At 72.0% G+C, this 20,872-nt stretch carries 18 protein-coding genes; 12 read left to right on the forward strand and 6 right to left on the reverse strand.

The window, feature by feature from the left end; all coding sequences use genetic code 11:
• Positions 1-332: 332 nt before the first annotated feature.
• From ACZ7CD_RS35600 to ACZ7CD_RS35615, 4 genes are all read left to right on the forward strand, one after another.
• Positions 333-2,045 carry an acyl-CoA dehydrogenase family protein gene (locus ACZ7CD_RS35600; RefSeq protein WP_470380617.1) on the forward strand — a complete coding sequence of 571 codons (1,713 nt, stop codon included), beginning with the start codon at positions 333-335 and terminating at the stop codon, positions 2,043-2,045.
• A complete protein-coding gene (locus ACZ7CD_RS35605; protein ID WP_470380637.1) occupies positions 2,032-2,907 on the forward strand; it encodes an alpha/beta fold hydrolase in 876 nt (291 codons plus the stop codon). Before ACZ7CD_RS35600 ends, ACZ7CD_RS35605 begins: the two co-directional genes overlap by 14 nt.
• On the forward strand, positions 2,904-3,905 hold the full coding sequence (locus ACZ7CD_RS35610; RefSeq protein ID WP_360388308.1) for a zinc-dependent alcohol dehydrogenase: 1,002 nt from the start codon (positions 2,904-2,906) through the stop codon (positions 3,903-3,905). The genes ACZ7CD_RS35605 and ACZ7CD_RS35610 overlap by 4 nt, the downstream gene beginning before the upstream one ends.
• A 61-nt stretch (positions 3,906-3,966) precedes the next feature.
• Positions 3,967-5,322: a hypothetical protein gene (locus tag ACZ7CD_RS35615; RefSeq protein ID WP_470380618.1), complete on the forward strand. Its 1,356-nt coding sequence runs from the start codon at positions 3,967-3,969 to the stop codon at positions 5,320-5,322.
• Here the strand turns inward: ACZ7CD_RS35615 and ACZ7CD_RS35620 are convergent.
• Together ACZ7CD_RS35620 and ACZ7CD_RS35625 are read right to left on the reverse strand one after the other, a co-directional pair.
• A complete protein-coding gene (locus ACZ7CD_RS35620) occupies positions 5,251-5,937 on the reverse strand; it encodes an SDR family oxidoreductase (RefSeq protein WP_470380619.1) in 687 nt (228 codons plus the stop codon). The two genes, ACZ7CD_RS35615 and ACZ7CD_RS35620, sit on opposite strands and share 72 nt — an antisense overlap.
• Positions 5,934-7,469: an AMP-binding protein gene (locus ACZ7CD_RS35625; protein ID WP_458432997.1), complete on the reverse strand. Its 1,536-nt coding sequence runs from the start codon at positions 7,467-7,469 to the stop codon at positions 5,934-5,936. Before ACZ7CD_RS35625 ends, ACZ7CD_RS35620 begins: the two co-directional genes overlap by 4 nt.
• Before the next feature lie 381 nt (positions 7,470-7,850).
• Here ACZ7CD_RS35625 and ACZ7CD_RS35630 point away from each other — a divergent pair, with 381 nt between their 5' ends.
• Together ACZ7CD_RS35630 and ACZ7CD_RS35635 are read left to right on the forward strand one after the other, a co-directional pair.
• The gene (locus ACZ7CD_RS35630; RefSeq protein ID WP_470380620.1) at positions 7,851-9,425 is read left to right on the forward strand and encodes an HAL/PAL/TAL family ammonia-lyase; all 1,575 of its coding nucleotides are present in this window, start codon (positions 7,851-7,853) and stop codon (positions 9,423-9,425) included.
• A gap of 28 nt (positions 9,426-9,453) precedes the next feature.
• On the forward strand, positions 9,454-10,152 hold the full coding sequence (locus ACZ7CD_RS35635; protein WP_360388294.1) for an O-methyltransferase: 699 nt from the start codon (positions 9,454-9,456) through the stop codon (positions 10,150-10,152).
• 90 nt (positions 10,153-10,242) lie between these two features.
• Here the strand turns inward: ACZ7CD_RS35635 and ACZ7CD_RS35640 are convergent, their stop codons facing one another.
• On the reverse strand, positions 10,243-11,076 hold the full coding sequence (locus ACZ7CD_RS35640) for an L-tyrosine 3-hydroxylase (RefSeq protein WP_470372055.1): 834 nt from the start codon (positions 11,074-11,076) through the stop codon (positions 10,243-10,245).
• A 404-nt stretch (positions 11,077-11,480) separates the two neighbouring features.
• Here ACZ7CD_RS35640 and ACZ7CD_RS35645 point away from each other — a divergent pair, with 404 nt between their 5' ends.
• On the forward strand, positions 11,481-11,702 hold the full coding sequence (locus tag ACZ7CD_RS35645) for a hypothetical protein (RefSeq protein ID WP_470376106.1): 222 nt from the start codon (positions 11,481-11,483) through the stop codon (positions 11,700-11,702).
• A gap of 77 nt (positions 11,703-11,779) precedes the next feature.
• The gene (locus tag ACZ7CD_RS35650) at positions 11,780-12,424 is read left to right on the forward strand and encodes a GNAT family N-acetyltransferase (RefSeq protein WP_470380621.1); all 645 of its coding nucleotides are present in this window, start codon (positions 11,780-11,782) and stop codon (positions 12,422-12,424) included.
• On the opposite strand, the gene ACZ7CD_RS35655 is transcribed toward ACZ7CD_RS35650, so the two are convergent.
• The 3 genes from ACZ7CD_RS35655 to ACZ7CD_RS35665 are packed head-to-tail and all read right to left on the reverse strand — an operon-like array spanning position 12,402 to position 15,587.
• Complete coding sequence (locus ACZ7CD_RS35655) at positions 12,402-13,277, reverse strand: alpha/beta fold hydrolase (RefSeq protein ID WP_470380622.1); 876 nt, start codon at positions 13,275-13,277, stop codon at positions 12,402-12,404. The genes ACZ7CD_RS35650 and ACZ7CD_RS35655 overlap by 23 nt on opposite strands.
• On the reverse strand, positions 13,264-14,457 hold the full coding sequence (locus ACZ7CD_RS35660; RefSeq protein WP_470380623.1) for a hypothetical protein: 1,194 nt from the start codon (positions 14,455-14,457) through the stop codon (positions 13,264-13,266). Before ACZ7CD_RS35660 ends, ACZ7CD_RS35655 begins: the two co-directional genes overlap by 14 nt.
• Positions 14,454-15,587 (reverse strand): cytochrome P450, encoded by a 1,134-nt coding sequence (locus ACZ7CD_RS35665; protein WP_470380624.1) that lies wholly within the window; start codon positions 15,585-15,587, stop codon positions 14,454-14,456. Before ACZ7CD_RS35665 ends, ACZ7CD_RS35660 begins: the two co-directional genes overlap by 4 nt.
• 156 nt (positions 15,588-15,743) lie before the next feature.
• On the opposite strand from ACZ7CD_RS35665, the gene ACZ7CD_RS35670 reads away from it, so the two are divergent.
• The 4 genes from ACZ7CD_RS35670 to ACZ7CD_RS35685 are packed head-to-tail and all read left to right on the forward strand — an operon-like array spanning position 15,744 to position 20,857.
• A complete protein-coding gene (locus ACZ7CD_RS35670) occupies positions 15,744-16,850 on the forward strand; it encodes a methyltransferase domain-containing protein (protein WP_360388275.1) in 1,107 nt (368 codons plus the stop codon).
• Positions 16,851-16,884: 34 nt separating this feature from the next.
• Positions 16,885-18,030 (forward strand): acyl-CoA dehydrogenase family protein, encoded by a 1,146-nt coding sequence (locus ACZ7CD_RS35675; protein ID WP_470372052.1) that lies wholly within the window; start codon positions 16,885-16,887, stop codon positions 18,028-18,030.
• Positions 18,027-19,505: an amino acid adenylation domain-containing protein gene (locus ACZ7CD_RS35680; RefSeq protein WP_470380625.1), complete on the forward strand. Its 1,479-nt coding sequence runs from the start codon at positions 18,027-18,029 to the stop codon at positions 19,503-19,505. The genes ACZ7CD_RS35675 and ACZ7CD_RS35680 overlap by 4 nt, the downstream gene beginning before the upstream one ends.
• Positions 19,502-20,857 carry an NAD(P)/FAD-dependent oxidoreductase gene (locus ACZ7CD_RS35685; protein WP_360388268.1) on the forward strand — a complete coding sequence of 452 codons (1,356 nt, stop codon included), beginning with the start codon at positions 19,502-19,504 and terminating at the stop codon, positions 20,855-20,857. Before ACZ7CD_RS35680 ends, ACZ7CD_RS35685 begins: the two co-directional genes overlap by 4 nt.
• The last annotated feature ends 15 nt before the right edge of the window (positions 20,858-20,872 follow it).

Genomic DNA, 20,872 nt, shown 5'->3' on the forward strand with positions numbered 1-20,872 from the left:
CGCGGTGCCCGCCAGCAGAGCCGCACTGCCCAGCAGAAGACGGCGACGGTTGACTGTCATGGAACGCTCCTCGACGCTGAAGAATCCATTGTGGACCGGACAGTGCCGGCGAACGGCGCGTTCGTCGGCAGTGGAACGACGGTACGCCCGCGACTTCGAGGTCACAGCGGAGGCATACCAGGCGGTGGGACGAGGGCGTGATCAACTCGCGGATCACCGCTAGCTTCGCCTCGGACGCTCCACCGCTCATCGGTCAGCCGCAGACCGAAGACTTCTCACCGGTACCCGCCCGTCGTGCCGCGCGTACCCGCAGATCGAGAGGATTCGACCACATGACCGCGACAGCAGGTCCTCACGAGCACCAGCTCCTCACCTCGACCGACCGCCGGCAGACGATGCGCGCCCTGTTGCGGGAGGACCTGTTCGATCCGCGGCTGCGGGACGACCTGCCCCTGCGCGACTACATGGACCTGACCATCGAGCGGATGAAGGCGATCTTCCGGGAAGGCCTCGTCGACAACGACATGTGGATGGGCCGGCCGGATGAGCACGCGTTCCGGTCCATGTGCGACGTGATGGGCCTGACGGGTGCTTTCGACTTCGCGCTCACCTCGACCATCACCGACCACCTCATCGCGGGCAGTGCGCTGTTCAACCACGGCTCTCCCGAGCAGGTCGACCGCTACCACGCCGAGATCACGCAGATGCACCAGGTCTACGCCTTCTGCTGCACGGAGATCGGGGGCGGCACCAACCTGCGGGAGATCCGCACGACGGTGACGTGGGACCGCGCGGAGCAGTGCTTCACGCTCGACACCCCCTCGGACGCCGCGTGCAAGTTCTGGATCGGGAACATCAAGCACGCCGCGACCGTCGGCATGGTCCTGGCCCGCCTCGTCATCGACGGCGAGGACGTCGGCCACCACTGGTTCCGCGTCCCGCTGCGCGACGAGGAGAACGGCCCTGCCCTGCCGGGCATCACGATCCTGTCCTGCGACCCGAAGGGCGGCATCCAGGCCAACCAGGTCGGCGGTGCCCGCTTCACCGGCGTCCGGCTGCCCCGCGAAGCGTTGATGGGGCGGTACTCGCGCATCGACGAGGACGGGCGTTTCTCCAGCACCCTGCCCGATGCCGGCACCCGTTTCGTGAGGTCGATCGAGACCTTCGTGCAGGAACGCATCTTCCCGCTCAGCGCGGGGGCGCGGGCCGCCGAGCTCGCGACCCACCTCACCTGGCGGTTCGCCGGTCACCGCGAGACCCGCGGCGCGCCCCGGCGCAGGACCCTGCTGGACGAGCCGCTGTTCCGCGACCGCCTGTACCAGGTCCAGCTGCGCAGCCTCGCGCTGCGGCTGCTGGAACGCGCCGTCGTCAGGGGTGTCGAACGCGACTGGCACACCGACCCCGGCCGCAAGAACATGCACGTCCTCACCGCGACGGGCAAGTGCGGTTCCTGGCTGGCCCTGGAGGTCCTGGGCGCGTGCCGGGAGATGTGCGGCTCGCAGGGTTTCCACGGCCACAACCAGATCGTCACCCTGCGGACCGACTTCGAGGTCAACGTGACCTTCGCGGGCGACAACTCCGTGATGGCCTACCAGGTGGCGCGCAGCGCGCTGAGCTCCGACCGGTTCGCCTCCCGCCCGCCGGTGACGTTGCCGGAGCGGGTCGAGAAGGCGCTGACCGAGACGTGGCGCAGCCGCGCGGACGGGTCGTTCACGCACGCCGAGGCCGTCGTGCTCGTCCACGCCCGCATGCTCGACCTCATCCTGACCGAGCACGACGCCGAACCGCTGGTGCCACAACAGGTCATGGACGACCTGGTCGCCGACTTCGCCGCGCACCGGCTGCGCGAGCCGCACCGGGCCGTCTCGCCCGAAGGGGAGAAGATCGACCTCCTGGCCGAGCTGCTCGCACCCCTGCCGGAGCTCGTCACCGCCCCCATGGTCGACGACCGCTACCTGGCGGAGTTCACCTCCTCCGCGCGGGCCCTGGGCGTGCAGATCCCGGTGCAGGGCAAGGTGAACCGCCGTGGCGATGCGCGTTCATGAGGAGACGCGTGCGGCGGGCGGGCTGCGGTTCCGCCTGCGGCGCGCCGGAGAGGGTCCGCTGGTCCTCCTGCTGCACGGCTGGCCGCAGACCGGCCACGCCTGGCGCCACGTCCTCCCCGCACTCGCGCGGGACCACGAGGTGGTCGCGCCGGACCTGCGCGGCTACGGGGCGTCCAGCCGGCCGCGCAGCGGGTACGACAAGCGGACCATGGCGGCCGACATGAGCGGGCTCATGCGCGAGCTGGGACACGAGCAGGCCGCCGTGGTCGGCCACGACCGGGGTGCGCGCGTCGCCCACCGGTGGGGACTGGACCGGCCGGACGAGATCAGCCGCCTGGTGTTGCTCAGCGTCGTGCCGACGCGGGAGATGTGGCGGCACATGGACGCACGCGTCGGGACCGCGTACTGGCACTGGCTCTTCCACCTCGTTCCCGACCTCCCCGAGTTCCTCACCGAGGGGAAGGGCGGGGAGTACGTGCGGTTCATGCTGGCGGCCGGGGCGGTCCGGCACGAGGCGTTCACCGAGGCGGACCTGCGCCACTACGCGGAGACCTACGCCCAGCCGGGGGCGCTTCGCGCGAGCTTCGACGACTACCGCGCCGCCCGCCACGAGGACCTGGAAGCCGACGACGCCGACGCGGAGGCGGGTCGTCGCCTGACGATGCCCGTGCGGCTGGCGTGGGGCGCCCAGGGACTCGTGGGGAGCATGCCCGTGCTCGACCTGTGGCGTGACTACGCCACCAGCGTCGAGGGGGCCCAGATCGACTCCTGCGGGCACTTCCCCGCCGAGGAGCAACCCGACGTCCTGGTCGAGCGGATCCGGGCGTTCCTCGCCGACGAGAAAGCTGTGGTGGAAGAATGAGGGCGCTGGTCGTCACCGAGGAGCGCGGGCTGAGCCTCGCGGAGGTCCAGGACCGCGAGCCGGCACCCGGCTGGGTGCGCGTGGACGTGGCGTTCTGCGCCATCTGCGGCTCCGACCTGCACCTGCGGGCCATGCCGCACGTCGTCCCCGCCGGGGCCGTGCTCGGGCACGAGATCTCCGGCCACGTCGCCGCACCGGGCGGGCAGCGGCTGGCTGCGGGACAGGCCGTGGTGGTGTGGCCGAAGGCGGGCTGCGGGGACTGCGACGTCTGCCGCACGGGCGACAACCACCTGTGCGCGGTGCAGCCGTGGCACCTGAGCTCCCTCGGCCTGGGCACCCGTCCCGGCGGCTACGCCGAGAGCATCGTGGTCCCCGAGCACACGGTCTACGCGGTACCGGACGGCGTTCCGCTGCAACACGCCGCCCTGACCGAACCGCTGTCCTGCGCGGTCCACGCCGTCGACCGCTCCGGCGTGTCGGCGACGGACACCGTCACGGTCCTCGGCGGCGGCACGGTCGGCTTCCTGCTGGCGCACGTGCTGCGGCTGCGCGGAGTCGAGGACGTGTGGGTGGTGGAACCGAGCGCCGTGCGGCGCGCACGCCTGGCCGCCACCGGGATCACCGCGGTGGACGTCGACGAGCCGATGGCGGCCGCGGACGTGGTGTTCGAGTGCGTGGGTTCGGTGACCGCGCTCGCGGAGTCGGCCCGGCGCGTGCGGACACGGGGAACGGTCGTCGCGCTCGGGGTGAACGAGCGGCCCACCGAACTGGACTCGGTCGCCCTCATCACCAAGGAGATCCGGATCGTGGGCAGCTTCGCCCAGAACAGGGGCGCGTTCGAGGCGGCACTGGGCCTCCTCGCGGGCGGCAGCGTCCCGGTTGACCAGATCATCACCGACGTCGTGCCGCTGGCCGACGGGCCGGTCACGGCGATGATGGACGCCCTCAGCGGACGGCCGGGCGACCACCAGGTGGTCATGATCGCTCCCGGCGGGTGACGCGGCCGAACGCGGTCGTCCTCCACGTGGTCGTCCGCCGGCCAAGACCGGCGGGACGCCGATGAGCCACATCGGCCTGATCGACCTCTCCCCGGAGAACCGCCCGCCACGACTGCGGTGGCATCAGCCGTCCACTCACGCCGAGATCGCCGGGGTGCCGGGCGCGCCCGGTCTGTTCCACACCACGAACGCCGCCGGCACCGGCAGCACACCGCTCCGGCGTGCCTCCGGCAAGGTCCGGGAGCTCGTCGAGCTGCTGGGGGTCGAGGGCGTCGCGGTGCGTTCCGACGCCTACGTCGAGGTTTTCGGCCACGGCTCCAGCGTCGTCCACCCGCAGGTCGAGGTGGGCGGCAACGTCTTCGCGGTCCACGTCAAAGCCGTGCGGAACCGCCTGTTCGACGGCGCCGAGCGCATCGACGTCGTGTCCGGTGTCTGCCTGTTCAGCAACCGGCGGCTGCGGGTCCTCGACGCGGCAGGACGCGACGTGGGCCTGCTGCGATCGAACGCGCAACCGCTGAGGGAGAAGATCGTCAGCCTGCGTGTCGACGACCGGCTTTCGCTCTACGAGTACGAGTCGAGCCTGCGGCAGACGGCGTTGGTCCGCGGGGTCCTGGCAGGTCTGCCGGCATCGACTCCGGTCTCGGTGCTGCTCGACCTCCCGCGGGCCCAATACTACCTCTTCCTCGCCGATGCGCTGAGGCACGGCATGGTCGGCGCTGAGCTGGCTCTCGGGTGGTTCGACGAGGTGGACACGCGCAGGCAGCGCGTTGCGCAGCTGATGACCGACGAGCTCCACCGTCCCGGCACGGGGCCTCGGCGCAGCCTCACGGTCCGGCTGGCGACCGCGTTCGACGACCTCGCCGAGCACGTGCGGTCGGTGGTCGCCACGGGCGGCGTTCTCGAGCTCGCAAACTGCGTGACCGTCTTGGACGCCGGCGGAGATCACGTGTGGCAGCTGCTCAGAACGGTGTGGAGCCCGCGCACGTTCCACGAGCTCGGCCACGCCGGTTACACGATCGAGAAGCTGCGGGCCTCGCTGTCCGTCGAGGGGATCTCCCCCGGCCTGGGCTTGGTGGTCGACAGCGCCTCCGAGCGGCGCGGCCACGCCGCTGCCGAGTCGGTCCAGCGAGACCTCGCCCGCCTCCACCCCGGGCTCTCGTTCACGATGGCCGGTCTGTACTCGCTGGAGAAGCTGGTGGTCGCCGGAGACTCCCGGCGGTCGAGATCCCTGTTCTTCAACGACCCCGGCACGGTCGCCGTCGATGCCACGGGCAACGAGGTGGACCTCTTGGAAGCGGTGGAGGAGCGCTACGGCCGAGCGGAACCCGGTGAGGTCCGGGTCCCGCTACCAGCTGAGCGGCATCGGTTCCCACGCGGTGCGCACCAGCGGGTCCTCGGCGGTCAGGTGCTCGCCTGACCGGTGGTCCGCCGTGCCCTCGACGATCCGGCGCAGCACGGCGGCCGCCTCGGCAGCCGCCGGACCGGTGACACCGGGGTCCACCGGTCCTGGGTGGTAGCTCAGCACCGCGACGCCGTGTTCGCGGGTCTCCGCCGCCAGTCCCTCCGTCAGCCCGGCCACCGCGGCCTTCGCCACCGAGCAGGCGGTCGCACGGGCTCCGGTCGCGTGGCTCACGACGGTGACGATCCGGCCGTGCTTGCGCGGCACCATGCGCGCGAGCACCGCCGCGGTCGTCACCGCCGTGCCGCGCAAGGCGACTTCAACCGCCCGCCACCAGTCGTCCTGGTCGACCTCCCAGGCCGGACCGACCGGGCCGGCCACGTCGACGACGTGCACCAGCGCGTCGAGCGGTCCGGACGCGGCTTCCGCGGCGGTCACCGCCGCCTCCACCGAAGCCCGGTCGGTGCTGTCCATGGTCACCGCGCAGACGCCGGGCAGCTCGTCGCGGGCCTGCCGCAGCGCCCCGGAGTCCCGGCCGGTGATGACGACCGCCGCTCCGGCGCGGCACATCTCCTCCGCGAAGACGCGACCGAAACCCGTGGCTCCGCCCGTGACCAGCACCCCCGGTCTCATCGCGTTCCTCCGGCAGGGACGTCGGTCAACCGGTGCACGAGCGCCTTGCCCATGGCGGAGCGCGGAATCCGGTCGACCGCGGTGATCGACCGGATCTTCTTGTACGGCGCGACCCGGCCCGCCACGAAGCCGGTCACCTCGGACAGCTCCACCGGCTCGCTCAGCACGACGAACGCGACCGGGATCTCGCCCGCGACCTCGTCCGGTGCCCCGACCACCACGGCGTCGGCGACGGCGGGGTGGCTGAGCAGCACGGACTCCAGCTCGGCCGGTGCGATCTGGTGGCCCTTGTACTTGATGAGCTGCTTGATCCGGCCGATGATCGTGACGTGCCCGTCCCGGTCGCGCCGGGCGATGTCCCCCGTGTGCAGCCAGTGTTCGTCGTCGGCGAGGCCGTGCACGGTGCCGTCCTCGTCCAGGAAGCCCGGTGACACCTGCGGGCCGCGGACCCAGATCTCCCCGGTCTCGCCGTCCGCTCCGGTCGCCGGGTCCACCAGCCGGATCTCGGTGCCGGGCAACGCCTTGCCGATCGAGGTCGGCACGGACGGGGTGCCGTCGGGCGGGGCGAAGGTGCACCCGGCCTCCGTCATGCCGTAGCCCTGCACCACCGGTACGCCGAGCATGCGGGCACAGCTCCGCGCGACGTTCGCGGGGAGCGGGGCGCCGCCGGAGTAGACCAGGCGCAGGCTGCCCGTGTCGCGGTCGCCGGTGTCACCGCGCCGGGCGAGCTCCGCGAGGGTGCTCGGCACCAGGTACGCGACGGTGACCTTCTGCGTCTCGATGACCTCCAGGAGATCGTCGACGTCGAACGGGGTGCGGACCGTGACGAGCGTGCCGCCGGCGCGGAGCGTCGGGTTCATCGCCATCTGCATGCCGTAGATGTGCCGGAACGGTGTCGTGGCGAGCACGACGTCGTCGGCGGTGAGCCGGTGCACCGCGTCGATCTGGTCCAGGTTCGACACCAGGTTGCGGTGCGTGAGCACGATCTGCTTCGGGAGCCCGAGGGACCCGCTCGACGTGGCGAGCAGCGCCGGTCGTCCGTCCCCGGTGGCTGCGGGCGCGGCGACGGCCGGCCCGTCCAGCCACTCCTGCCAGCCGGTCGTCCTGTCGCCGGAAGGGATTTCGTCGAGCACGATCACGGTGCGCACCGACGCGGCGGCCGGGAGCGCGGACAGCTGCCGCCACGCCTTCGCCGAGGCGACCACGTGGGCGGCACGGCACCGCTCCAGCACCGGCTGCCACTCGTCCGGGGTGCCCAGCGGTTCGAGCGGGAGCACGACGCCACCGGCCAGCAGGGTGCCGTGGTAGGCCACGACGAACTCGGCCGTGTTGTCGCACACGAGCGCAACGACCTCGTCCGGGCCGCGAAACCGGGACCGCAGCGCGGCGGCGAACCGTTCAGCGGCCTGCTTCAGCTCCGGGTACCGGTAGGAGCGTCCGCTGCTGTGCTCGATGAGCGCTGTGCGCCGGGACGTGGCGTCCTGCCAGACCGACTCGGCGAGGTTGGTCGACCACTGCCCATATGCCGTCATGTCTTCTCCTGCCGCTCGCACGCGCCACGCCGAGGAACCCCGCCGCTGCGGAACGCGGCCCGGTAGGACGCTCCCGACAGTAGGGGCAGAGCCGAGCAGAACACTGCTGTGGAGTTCCGCAATTGTCGCTCGCACGTGGAGGGACCAGGGCCGGCTGTCACCCGGATGCAGCAGAGCCGGCGCACCGGCCTGCCGAACCGGTTGCGCTGCCGGCCTGTGCGAACGACGTTCCAGCGCTTGGAACGAGCGGCAGACAGCACGCGTCCACCGACACACAATCAGCCGGTGGACGTCGAAGACGCGGCAGGCGCGCACCGGTGACCACGCACGAGCCGCTGGTGCACCCGTTCACCCGGCCCACCACCACCCACTGGAGCCCGCATGTCGACGGTTCACGACATCGTCACCCACGACGTCACCCTGCCGGGCCGGCTCGACGCGGCCATGCTGGAGCGGGCGGCCGGGGTGCTCCACGTCGGGTTGTCCGAGACCGCCCGCGCCGAGCTCGAACGCTGCCGCCGGTTCGTCGACACGGTCGTCGCCGACGGCCACGAGGTGTACGGCGCCACAACGGGTTTCGGTCCGCTGGTGACCTACGCCGGCCGGGACACCGCCGCCGGGCAGTGCGACAACACCCTGCAGCACCTCACCGCGGGACAGGGCGCCGACCTGCCGGTCCCCGTGGTGCGGGCGACGGTCCTGGCTCGGCTGGCGTCGCTCACGAGGGCCAGGTCCGGTGTCACACCCTCCGTTGTGGACGGTCTGACCGCGATGCTGCGCACGACGTTCACCCCGGCGGTGCCGACCTACGGGTCGGTCGGCGCGAGCGGCGACCTCGTCCCGCTCGCCTACGTCGCCCAAGCGCTGCGCGGCACCGGTCACGCCTATGTGGACGGTGTGCGGCTGCCGGCGGCCGAGGCGCTGCGGGCGGCGGGCCTCACACCGCTGGAGCTCGACGGGCGCGACGCGCTCGCGCTGGTCAACGGCACCTCGCTGACCGCGGCCACCGCGGGTCTCGCGTGGCGGTCGATCGGCCGGTCGCTGCACACCGCCGCCGCGTTGAGCGCGCTGCTGGCGGACGTGCTCGGCAGCACCACCGCGTTCCTCGACCACCGGCTGCTCGCCGCGTTCGGCCACGCCGCCGCCGGTGAGGTCGGTGCGCGGATGACCGCGATGCTCGACGGCACCCGTCCGACCGGCCTGCGGCCCTTGCAGGAGCCCTACAGCGTCCGGTGCACCCCGCAGCTCCTCGGCGCCGCGACGTCGGCGCACCGGTACGCGGGCGGGGTGGTGCACGACGACCTCAACGGGGTCAGCGACAACCCGCTGTTCTTCGTGGACGACGAGGCCGTCGCGCACGGCGGCAACTTCTTCGGCCAGCCCTGCTCGTTCGTGAGCGACCTGCTCACCACCGTCGCGGTGCAGGTCGGCAACCTCGCAGAGCGGCAGCTGGACCTGCTCGTCGACCCCAACCGGAACACCGGGCTCCCGCCGATGCTGTCACCGCGTCCCGGTGTGCACCACGGGGTCCAGGGCGTGCAGCTGGCGTCGACGGCGATCGTGGCGGCGATGCGCCGGCAGGCGGTGCCCGCGAGCGTGCAGAGCCTCCCGACGAACCTGCACAACCAGGACGTCGTCCCGTTCGGCACGCAGGCGGCGCAGAACGCGTGGGAGACCGCGCGGTTGCTGCGGCACCTGCAGGGCGGGCTGGCGGTCGCGTTGCGGCAGGCGGTGCACCTGCGCGCCGACCGGCCGACCGCGCCGTTCTGCACCGGCCTCGCCGACCGGCTGGCCGAGGCGATCCCGCCGATCGAGCAGGACCGGCCGCTGGACGCCGACGTGCGCCTGGCCGCCGACGTCGTGGACGCCCACGTCGCCGGCGCCGGGATGGCCGAGCCCTGCGACCCCGGGGGTTCCGGGGACGTCACGGCCGCCGCGTGGAACCAGGGCCTCTGAGCCGCCGCACCGACCGAGGAGGTCTGGCATGAGCGTGACCCTGAACGGCACGACCCAGGTGGACAAGCGGATCCGGTTGACCCCCGAGATCCTCGACTACGTCCTCGCCTGCACCGAGCAACCGGTGCCGGTGCAGCGGTGGCTGATCGACGCCACGACCGCCCTCGGCCAGGTCGCCGAGATGCAGATCGCCCACGAGCAGGCGGTGCTGTTCACCCTGCTCGCCGCTGCGAGCGGGGCGCGCCGGATCGTCGAGGTCGGCACGTTCACCGGCTACTCCGCGCTCGCCTTCGCCAGGGGCATGCCGGCGGACGGCACCATCGACACCTACGACATCACCGACCGGTGGGCGCCGACCGCGCGCCGGGCGTGGCAGGAGGCCGGGTTCGCCGACCGCATCCGCCAGCACATCGGCCCGGCGGCCGACCTGCTGGACCGGCTGCCCCCGGAGCCGGCCGTGGACCTCGTGTTCATCGACGCGGACAAGGTCGGCTACATCGGGTACTGGGAGCAGCTGCTGCCGCGGGTCGTCGACAACGGGCTGATCATCGCCGACAACGTGCTGTACGCGGGTGAGGCGACCAGCGCCCACTCCGAGGGCAACGCCGCCGCGATCCGCGCGTTCAACGAGCACGTGCGGGCCGACGACCGGGTGCAGGCGGTCATGCTGCCGCTGGCCGACGGGCTGACCATCGCGCGGAAACTGCCCGCCGGGTACCGGCGGTGAGCTGACCAGGACGGTTTGAGCGCGGGCACGAGAATCGAGCTGACCGAGTCGGTCAGCTCGATTCTGCTGTCACGAGGACGGCAGGGACGGTCACGGCAGTGCGGCCCCGACGGGTGCCTCGGCCGGCAGGGGCCCGGCGACGACGGCGATCAGCTCGTCGACCATGCCGGGGAGGCCGGTCGGCAGGAGGGCGAACACCTCGGCCCGCGCGTCGACCGGGTCAGCGGCGAGGTCGTCCCGGATCGCGTCCAGCCGCGTCAGCATCGCGGCGGTGAAGCCCGCTTGCGTGACCACTCCGCGGTGCACCAGGAAGAACTCGTCGAACAGGTCGCGTTCGGCGTCCGTGATGTCGTTGCCCGCGCGGCCTCCGTGGCCCTTGAACAGCGAGGCCCCCTCGGGCACCAGCATCTGCGCCACGGTCATGTGCACGAGGCGGTTGCGCTTGAGCGCTCGCTTGAGCACGCCGTCGCGGGGCACGCTCAGCGTGCCGAGCAGGCTGGCCACCCGCTCGTGGTCGCGGGCCCACAGGCCGCTGAAGGCCGGGTGCTTCGCGGCCATCCGCGGGCGGATGGACCGGGCGTAGACCTCCGGGGTGCAGCTGCCCGCGTAGAGCAGCAGCGCGCTGTAGCAGTCGTACCACCACGCCGCCCGTGCCGTGCCGGCCTCGGACAGGCCGCCGGTTCGTCCCGCGTCGGCGAGCAGGTCCGCGAGCATGCGCCACACGCCGAACGTCACGTGGTGGCCGATCATCCAGCGGTAGAACGCCCGATCCGCGTCGTCGGCCGCCACCCTCGCGACGGGCGCGGACAACTTCGGCGCCACCGGACCGGCTTCGAAGACGGGGTCCGGCTCGGCCAGCGGATCGCCGGGCATCGGCAGGCACAGGACGTCGAGCCCGAGCGGTCGCTCCCACGCGGTCGTCATCAGGCGGTCCGGAGTCCGTCGGGCGGGTTCGCGGTGAGCGGAACACCGACGCACCGACACCCGGACAGAGGGGAAATGCTTTGTGCGCACATGGTCAATCGCCTTCTTGGCCCGATGACGGAGATGTCCCGACCGGCGGAACGCCTGGTGTGCCGGCTGGTCGCGCCCTCCCGTCGTCGCCGGTGGAGCCATCGAAACCTGCTGTGCGGCAACGGCGGAAGTGCGCGTTCCACCGTCCGGGACGAGGACGGGTGCGCGCCATTACCCGTGGGCGTAAAGGAAATCAAGTGTGCGCCCAATGCCCTTGTCGTCGGCTTTCCCTTGGCACCACCACGTCTGTTCGCCAGGCTGTGCGACACATCGCCCCACCCGGGCACGCTCATGGACTTTTCGAGAGGAACAGCATGCTGAAGAAGCTGATCGCCGGCGCCGCACTCACGTGCGCGTCGCTCGTGGTGGTCGCCCCGGCCGCGCACGCCGCGTCGTTCGCGGGCGTCTACCCCAGCCACAACGCGGCGGTCAAGGCCTGCAAGCAGGGTGTCGCCCAGGGCCGTTGGTACGACACGTGCAGGTACCAGGGCTACACCAACTCCAGGCAGGTCGGTCTCTGGGTCCAGCCCCGGTAGTTCCCCCTGACCGCCCTGTCCGCGGGCGTGGCAGAGCCGGTTCGGCTCTGGCACGCCCGCACCGGTTGGAAGCCCTCATGACCAGCTCGGTGGAAGACCTCCGGATCGAGTGGCCGGACGATCCCGCGGCGTTCTTCCGCCGCCACGCCGAGGTGCTGGCGGGCATCGGCGCCGGCGCTTTCGCCCAGCCCGAAATCGTGATGAGGCACCAGGTCGCCGACCGGTTCGCCAAGGCGGCGCTCGCGCAGATCCTGCGGGTCGACGGCGAGATCGTGGGCTTCGGCTTGTTCGACCGGCTGGACGTCCCCGGACGGGAGCAGGGGCTGTGGGTCGTCGAGGGCCGGGCGATCGCACCCGCTCACCAGCGGGGAGGGCTGGGAACGCGGTGCTTCCGCGAGTTCGTGGACACCACCGGGGCGAGCGCCGTCGCCACGGTCACGCGCAACCCGGCGGTGTGCCGGATGATGGCGGCCGAGTTCCGCACGGTCCTCCCGGACCTGACGTCCGACCGTCCACTGCGGACGCTGCACCACCCCGGCGTCGCCATGGCCGTCCGCACTTACGCCGCACACCTCGGCGCCGACGGCGCGGGACTGCCGTTCATCCGCAACCGCTACCCCGGTGGGCTGTACGGAGTGCGCGATCCCGGCCTGCGCATGCCCCTGCCGGAGATCAGCCGTGACCCGTCGTGCGGGGTCATCACCGTGGGAGTGGCGTGCTGACGCGGTCGTCCGGCGCGGTCACCAGCGCGCGCACCGCCGAGGCGACCCCTGCGGGATGGGTCAGGAACCCCTCGTGGCCGCCGGGCAGGACGGCGAGGTCCTCCCCGAGCACGTCGGCCAGTCTGACCGTGGTGCGGCGCAGGAACGCCGAGCTCACCGTTCCGACCGCCGGCCGCACCCTCGCCGTGCCGGACCGCAGGGCGGCCCAGCCCTCCTCGCCGATCCGGTAGGCCCACGTCATGCCCGCCTCGACGGCGAGGAACGAGTCGATGTTGGCGATCGTCCGCCTGCTGGGCGGTTCCCAGCCGACGTCCGGCTCCCGGTCGAGCGGGTCGCGCGCCTCCGCGCCGAAGCCGACGTGCAGCAGCCTCGCCGCCCTGCGCCAGCCCGACTTCCCGTGGACCCGCCGAACCTCGTCGTGCAGCGCGTCGAACTCGACGCGTTCCGCCGCGTTGGCGAGACACCGCAGCGGGGGTTCGTGGGCGACGAGCACGCTCACCCGCTCCGGTCGCTGCCGCGCCAGCTCCAGACCGATGACCGCGCCGGTGCTGCACCCGAACACCGCGACCGGGGTGTCCCCGTGGACGTGCGCGGCCAGCGCCGCCACGTCCTCGGCGTGCTGCTCGATCGGCACCGGGCGCAGCGGGTCGGCGACCGAGGTGCGGCTCTGCCCGCGCCGGTCGTACGTCAGCACGGAGTGCGTTGCGGCGAGCCGGACCGCCAGCGGGGCGGCGCTGTGCGCGTCACTGCCGCCACTGGGCAGCACCAGGACCGGCGGACCACCACCGCGGACGGTGAAGCTGATGTCCGCGCCGTCGACCCGGAGCGTGCCCGTTCGTTCAGCGATCGCCACGGCCGGCTCCGCCGCCCCCGTGGAACCGTTCTGCCAGCGCGAGGTCGCCGTTGGACAGACCGTGGCGCCGGAAGAACATGCGGGGGTTGAAGTACACCGCGACGCGCGCCGGACCGTCGGCGGAACGCTGTGCGCTGAGGAAGGAGTGCGCGTACATCTCGCCGCTCGCGTCACCGCCCAGGAAGAACTGGGCGCACCGCTCGTAGGCCGCACGGCTTTCCGGTGACACGTCGTAGGCGTCGAGCACCTCCCGGACCATCCACTGCGCCTCGGCGTCCGAGCGGCTGCGCGGGGTGAGCCCGAACTGGTGCATGACGGACTCGATCGGGCGGGCGCGCCCCGGCAGGAACGAGACGTACGTCCCGTACGACCAGAAACGGCGGTGGTTGGAGCGCCATTCGAGGCGGGTGCGCGACGGCACGTCCTGCCGCCAGGCCGACCGTTCCCAGGCCCTGGCCGCGATCCGGGCCATCGTGGGGCCGTCGTCCAGCTCGGCCGACGGCCCGAGCCGGTCCCAGCGGGCGAGCCGGTCCGGTGTGAGGGACCCGCGGTGCTGCACGTAGAGCTTCGTCCTCGCCGACGGTCCCGCGGCGAGGTCGAGGCACAGGTAGGACACGGTGTCGTCGTCGTCCATCACGTCCGCGACGACCTTCCACTGACCGGGGAACCCCAGGGCGGTGAGCACCGCGTCGGTGCGCTCGGCCGTGGCCGACCGGCCGCCACCGGCCAGCCACAGGTGGATCTTGCCCTCCGGTGGCCTGCCCCGCACCCACCCCAGGGTGTGGAAGGCCGCCATCGGCGGACGGTCGGCCGGCCGTGGCGCCACCAGGTGCTCGATCTGCCGCAGCCTGCGCAGGTCGAGGCCGTGGACGGAGGACAGGCGCTCGCTGAGCCGGAGGGCGCTCTCCCAGTAGGACAGCGGGCTTCCGGGTTCGGCCTGCGCCTCGACCGAGGCGCGCAGCCCGAGCGGCCGGTCGCCGAGCACGACGGAGAGCTCCAGCGGTGTGCTGTCCGCGGTGAGCGTCGACCAGGCGGGCGGCGTGCCGGGTGAGCGGTGTCCCCACGACTCGCCCATGAGCCGCACGTCGGCTGCTGTCCGGTCGGCGAGGTCGGTGAGACCGCTGGCCCGGCACAGCCCGCGCACGGCGGCGTCGGCGAGGTCGGCGCACGTCGTGCTCATCGGCTGAACCTCATCGGCAGGCCCGTGATCCCGTTGACCACAGTGGACACGAGGTGGCGGGGCGGACCGGCGAGCTCGAACCGGACACCGCTGTCGGCCAGTTCGCCCACCAGTGCGGCGAGCAGCGTGCGACCGGCCGCCGCGCCGACGCAGAAGTGCGGACCGAGCCCGAACGCCAGGTGCGGGTTCGGTGCGCGCCGGGGGTCGAACCGGTCCGGGTCGGCGAACACGGTCTCGTCCTGGTTCGCCGACGCGAGCCAGGCGACGACCCAGTCCCCCGCGCGCAGGTGCGCACCGGCCAGCTCCGCGTCAGCGGTGACCCGGCGGACCAGCTGACGTGCCGGGGTGCTCCAGCGCGCTGCCTCGTCCACCAGTCCCGGCACCAGCGAGCGGTCCTCGACCACCTCCCGCCACAGCTCCGGTGTCCGCGCGAGGTGCAGCAGGAGGTGCAGCGCCGTGCTCAGCGTGGCGGTGGTGCCCCCGATCAGTGCGCTGTGGACGTTCGCCATGACCTGGCGGCGGGTGAGGGCGGACCCTTCGACCGAGACCTCCGACAACGTCCCCGGCAACGTGTGCGGCATCGTCAGCGACGTGGTCAGCGCTTCCCTGATGGCACCGAACAACCGGGTGCTCGCCCGCAGCACCGTCTCGGTCCCGTCGCCGTCGGCGTGCAGCGGGTCGTGCGGCGCGATGGTCGCGGTCGAGGCGGACACCGCCATCTCCCACGACTTCTCCGGCAGGCCGAGCATCGGCCCGGCGGCGACCATCGGCAGCCGGCGCAGGACGACGGCCAGGTCGTGGACACCTCCGGCGAGCACCGGTTGCAGCAGTTCCCGCACACCGCGGTCGATGCCGTCGGCGTGCGCCCGCACGGCCACCGGACCCAGCGCGCGTGTGGACGGTCTGCGCAGGGCGGCGTGCCGCGGCGGGTCGGTCGTCGCCAACGTGTGCCCACCGAGCGGGTCGGGTGTGCCCACCGAGGTGAGCAGGGTGCCCGAGGTGGAGCTGAACAGAACGGGATCACGCAGGATCGTCTGGCAGTCCGCATGGCGGTAGAACGACCGGAACGGCACCCCGCCCTGGCTGGTCTCCTCGCGCACCGGACAGGTCCGGCGGAGCTCCCGCCACACGTCGCGATCCTCTTCCACACCCACCCGCAGATCTTCACCGCCACCGCGGTCGTCGTCCAGGGCAGAGTTGGCTGCCCTTCCGGTCAACCGGTCCCGCCGACCCACCGGACGAGGATGACCATGTGTCCCATCAGCACCGAACCCCGGGGGTCCGCAGTGGACGATGTGGAACGCGCGATCAAGGACTTCGTGGCGGAGGTCCTCCTCGAAGGCGAGCACGTCGAGTTCGACGAGCACACGCCGCTGCTGGAGCACCGCCTGATCGACTCGCTCAACGTGGAGGAGCTGCTCGTCCACGTTGAGCAGACCTTCGCCGTGTCACTCAGCCGTTGGCCGCACTCGGACTGGAAGACCATTCACGCCATGGGAGAACTCATCCGCACCCACGCGCCCGCCGATCACGCACAGGCTCCCGACGAGGAGCCGGCGGCCATCGTCAGCGACTACGAGAAGTGGGTGGCCGGTTACTGGAACGAGAAGCAGAACGACCCCATCAACCTCCTCCTCGGCGAGGAGGACGGGCTGGTCCACCACCACTACGGCCTCGGCGAGTACGACCCCGCCGTGCTGACCGCGCCCGACCGGGAGGCCGCGATCATCCGCGAGCTGCACCGCCTGGAGTGCGCGCAGATGGACGTCGTGCTCGACGCCCTGGGTCCCATGACCGCGGACGAGCGGTTGCTCGACGCGGGGTCGGGCCGGGGCGGGGGTTCGTTCAGCGCACACCTCAGGTTCGGCTGCCGGGCGGACGGCATCACGCTCTCGCAGTACCAGGTGGACTTCGCGACGAAGCTCGCGGCCAGGCACGGCTGCACCGACGAGGTGAGCTTCCACCTGCAGAACATGACGCGCACGGCGTTCCCGGACGGCCACTTCGACCGCATCCTCACCAACGAGACGACGATGTACGTCGAGCTGGCCGACGCGTTCAGCGAGTTCGCGCGGGTGCTCAAGCCCGGCGGGCGGTACGCGTGCGTCACCTACTGCGTCAACGACACGCTCGCACCGACGAGCGAGGCCTGCGAGGCGGTGGACGCGCACTACGGCACCCGCATGCACAAGCGCAGCGAGTACCTGGCCGCGCTGTCCGCGGCCGGTTTCTCGCCCAGCCGCGTCAGCGTCCTCAACGCCGACACGATCCCCTACTGGGAGCTGCGCACCCGGTCCGAGCACAGCACCGGCGTCGAGAAGGCGTTCCTCGACGGCTACCGGTCGAACGTCCTGCAGTACGTCCTGATCGTGGCGGACAGGCTGCCCGCCTGACCTGCCGGCACCCGTTCACCTGGCCGAGGAGCCCATGGACTTCGCACCGGACCCGGACCAGTCGTTGCTCGCCCGGCGCAGCCACGAGCTCGGCCTGGCGCTCAACGCACCCGACGAGCACGACCGTTCCGGCGACCCGTGGTTCAGCAGGCGGAAGTGGCGGCGCTGCGCGGAGTTCGGCCTGCTGGGCCTGAGCGTTCCCGAACGGTGGGGAGGTCTCGGGCTGGACTCCGTGAGCACCTGCACCGCCGTCGAGGCCTTCGCCAGGGGTCATGCCGACCTGGGGTTCGTGTTCTCGGCGTGTGCGCACACGTTCGCGTGCGGGATGCCGATCGCCGAGCACGGAACGCAGGCGCTGTGCGACGAGGTGCTGCCGCGGCTCGTCTCGGGCGAGTGGGTCGCGGCGAACGCGATCACCGAGTCCGAGGCGGGTTCGGACGTGTACGCGATGCGGTCGACCGCTGTCCGCGACGGCGACCGCTACCGGCTCAACGGCACGAAGAACTACGTGACGAACGCACCTCTCGCGGACGTGTTCGTCGTGTACGCGAGCACCGACCCGAGCAGCGGCTACCTCGGCATCAGCGCGTTCGTGGTTCCCCGCGACACCCCCGGCGTCACGGTCGGGGCTCCCCTCCCGAAGACCGGGCTGGCCTCGTCCCCGCTCGCACCGGTCTACTTCGACGACGTCGTGGTGCCGGTGGAGAACCGGCTGGGCGAGGAGGGCGACGGGCGGGCGATCTTCACCGGTTCGATGGACTGGGAACGCACGTGCCTGTTCGCCGCCTACGTGGGCGCGATGGACCGGCAGCTCGCCGCGACCGTCGCGCACACCGGTGAGCGCCGCCAGTTCCGCCGTCCGCTCGCGCGGCACCAGGCCGTCGCGCACCGGCTCGCGGACATGAAGCTCCGGCTGGAGGGCGCGCGGTTGCTGCTGTACCGCGCGTGCTGGCGCCGGGACCGGGGACAGGCCACCCCGCTCGACGTCTCCCTCGCGAAGCTGGCGGTGAGCGAGGCCGCGAAGCTCAACGCACTCGACGCGGTGCACCTGCACGGCGCGATGGGCGTCATGGCCGGGTCAGGAGTCGACCAGGCGATAGCCGACGCCGTTCCCGCGGTCATGTTCTCCGGCACCTCCGAGATCCACCGCGACATCATCGCGGCGCAGCTGCGGTCATGAGGCTCGAACAGCACGTCTCCGGCTTCGCGAAGGCCACACCGGAGGCGTTGGCGGTGTGCGGGCCGGACGGCGACCTGACCTACCGCGAGCTGGACGTGCGAGCCGACGTGCTCGCACGCGAGCTGGCATCGCTCGGTGTGGCGGCGGGTGACAGGGTGGTGCTGTGGGTGCCGAAGTCGGTGTTCGCCGTCGCGGTCACCCAGGCCGTCCTGCGGCTGGGCGCAGCCTACGTCCCGGTGGACCCGAGCGCTCCCCCGGCACGGGTGGCCGCGCTGATCGCCGACTGCGGGCCCGCCGCCGTGGTGACGACCGGAAGCCGGATCTCCGCGCTGCCATCCCTGCCCGCGCTGGTCGCCGAGGACGACCTCAGCGGGTGGGCGGCCAGACCCGCCGCGCGGCCGGCGGTGGAGCGTTCGCCCGACGCGGACCTCGCGTACGTGCTCTACACGTCCGGCTCGACCGGCACGCCCAAAGGGGTGTGCGTCAGCCACTCCGCGGCCTCCGCGTTCGTCACCTGGGCGGCCGCCGAGCTGGAGGTGACCCCGTCGGACCGCCTGTCCAACCACGCGCCGCTGCAGTTCGACCTCTCCGTGTTCGACCTCTACGCGGCGTTCCGGTCGGGCGCGTCGGTCCACCTCGTCCCCGAGCTGTCGCTCCCGCGGGACCTCGTGCGGTTCGTCGTGGACCACGCCATCACCGTCTGGTACTCGGTGCCGTCCGCGCTGACGATGATGATGGAGTTCGGCCACCTGCTCGACGTGCCCCGGCTGCCGCTGCGCGCCGTGGTGTTCGCGGGAGAGGTGTTCCCCGTCGCCCACCTCAGGGTCCTGCGCGAACGCCTGCCGTCGGCGGCCCTCCACAACTTCTACGGCCCCACCGAGACGAACGTCTGCGCCAGCCACCGCGTCGGGGACATCCCGGCCGACCGGTCGGAACCGGTCCCGATCGGCACGGCCGCGGCGGGCGACGAGATCTGGGCCGTGCGCGAGGACGGCACCATCGCGGCGCCAGGGGAGGAGGGCGAGCTCGTGGTCTCCGGTCCCACGCTGATGACCGGCTACCTCGGCCATGAGCCGTTGAAGGGCCCGTACGCCACCGGTGACGTCGTGCGCAGGCTGCCAGAAGGCGGGTTCCTGTACCTCGGGCGGCGCGACGGCATGGTGAAGGTCCGCGGCTACCGGGTGGAACCGGGTGAGGTCGAGGCGGTGCTGCACACCCACCCGGACGTCCTCGAGGCAGCGGTGACCGTCACCGGCTCCGGGCACCTGGCACGACTGGTCGCGTGGGTCAGCACCCGCTCCGGGCAGCCACTGCGCGCAGGCGAGGTCAAGCGCTTCCTGGCGGCGCGGCTCGCTCCCCACCTCGTTCCCGACCTCGTGCGCACTGCCGGCCGGTTGCCCAGGACGACCAACGGCAAGGTGGACCGCCGTGCGTTGAGCGAGCAGGACAACCGTTCAGAGAGGCTCCAACCGTGACAACGGATGTCTACGACGTGTGCATCATCGGTGGCGGTCCCGCGGGCTCCACCACCGCGTCCTACCTGGCGATGGCGGGCATGCGCTGCATCGTGCTGGAAGGCGACTCGTTCCCGCGCGAGCACGTGGGTGAGTCCCTGGTGCCGAGGTCCACGGTGGCACTGGACGAGATCGGCGTGCTGGACAAGATCGACAAGGCCGGTTTCGCCCGCAAGTACGGCGCCGCCTGGACGGCCTCCGCGGACGACCTCCCGCTGCCGGACGGCGTGCAACGGCGCCGGCGGGCCCGCTTCAGCATCCCGCAGGTCGAGTTCCGGTTCGCGGAACGCGAGCAGACGGGTGTGGCGTTCGACTACACCTACCACGTCGACCGGGCCAGGTTCGACACGATCCTGCTGGAGCACGCCGCCGAGCTGGGCGCGGTCGTGCGCCAGCAGGCCAGGGTGCTGCGGGTGGACCTCGACGGCGAGACCAAGCGGGTGGTGTACCGGCACAACGGGGTCACGTCGGAGGTGCGCGCGCCGATGGTGGTCGACGCGAGCGGACGCGGCACGTTGCTCGGCCGCCAGCTGAAGCTCAAGGTGCCCGACCCGGCGTTCAACCAGTACGCCGTGCACAGCTGGTTCGAGGGCCTCGACCGGGAGGCCGCGAGCGGCACCACCGGCATCGGTGACTACACGATCATCCACTTCCTGCCGTTCGCCGGTTCGTGGATGTGGCAGATCCCCATCTCCGACACCGTCACCAGCGTCGGCGTCGTCACCGAGAAGTCGCGCCTGCGCGGCGCGAGCGCCGACCTGGAGAAGTTCTTCGACGAGTGGGTGGGCACGCGCCCGCCGCTGGCGCAGGCACTCCGCTCGGCACGGCGGCTGCGCCCGTTCAAGGCGGAGGGCGACTACAGCTACTCGATGCGCGAGCTGTGCGGCGACGGGTGGGTGCTGGTCGGTGACGCGGCCCGGTTCGTCGACCCGATCTTCTCCAGCGGCGTGGGCATCGCGCTCAGCAGCGCACGGCTCGCGGCGAGCAGCATCATCGCCGCCGCTCCGACCGGGTTCTCCAAGGCCGCGTTCGCGGAGTTCGAGCGCAAGAGCCGCAACGCGACCCAGTGGTGGCGCAACTTCATCGTCCTCTACTACCGGCTCAACGTGCTGTTCAGCTCGTACATCCGCGATCCGGAGCACCGGCTCGACCTCGTCCGGTTGCTGCAGGGTGACTTCTTCGACGACGACGAGGAACCGGCGGTGCTCGGCAAGATGCGGGAGAAGCTGGAGCTGGTGGAGAACAACCCGAACCACCCGTGGCACGACGCCCTCCGCTCGCTGCAGACGCAGGCGTGGCTCGACAGCAGGTGACAGCGGGCCGTTCCC

It is taken from the genome of Lentzea sp. NPDC036949, from assembly GCF_055608075.1.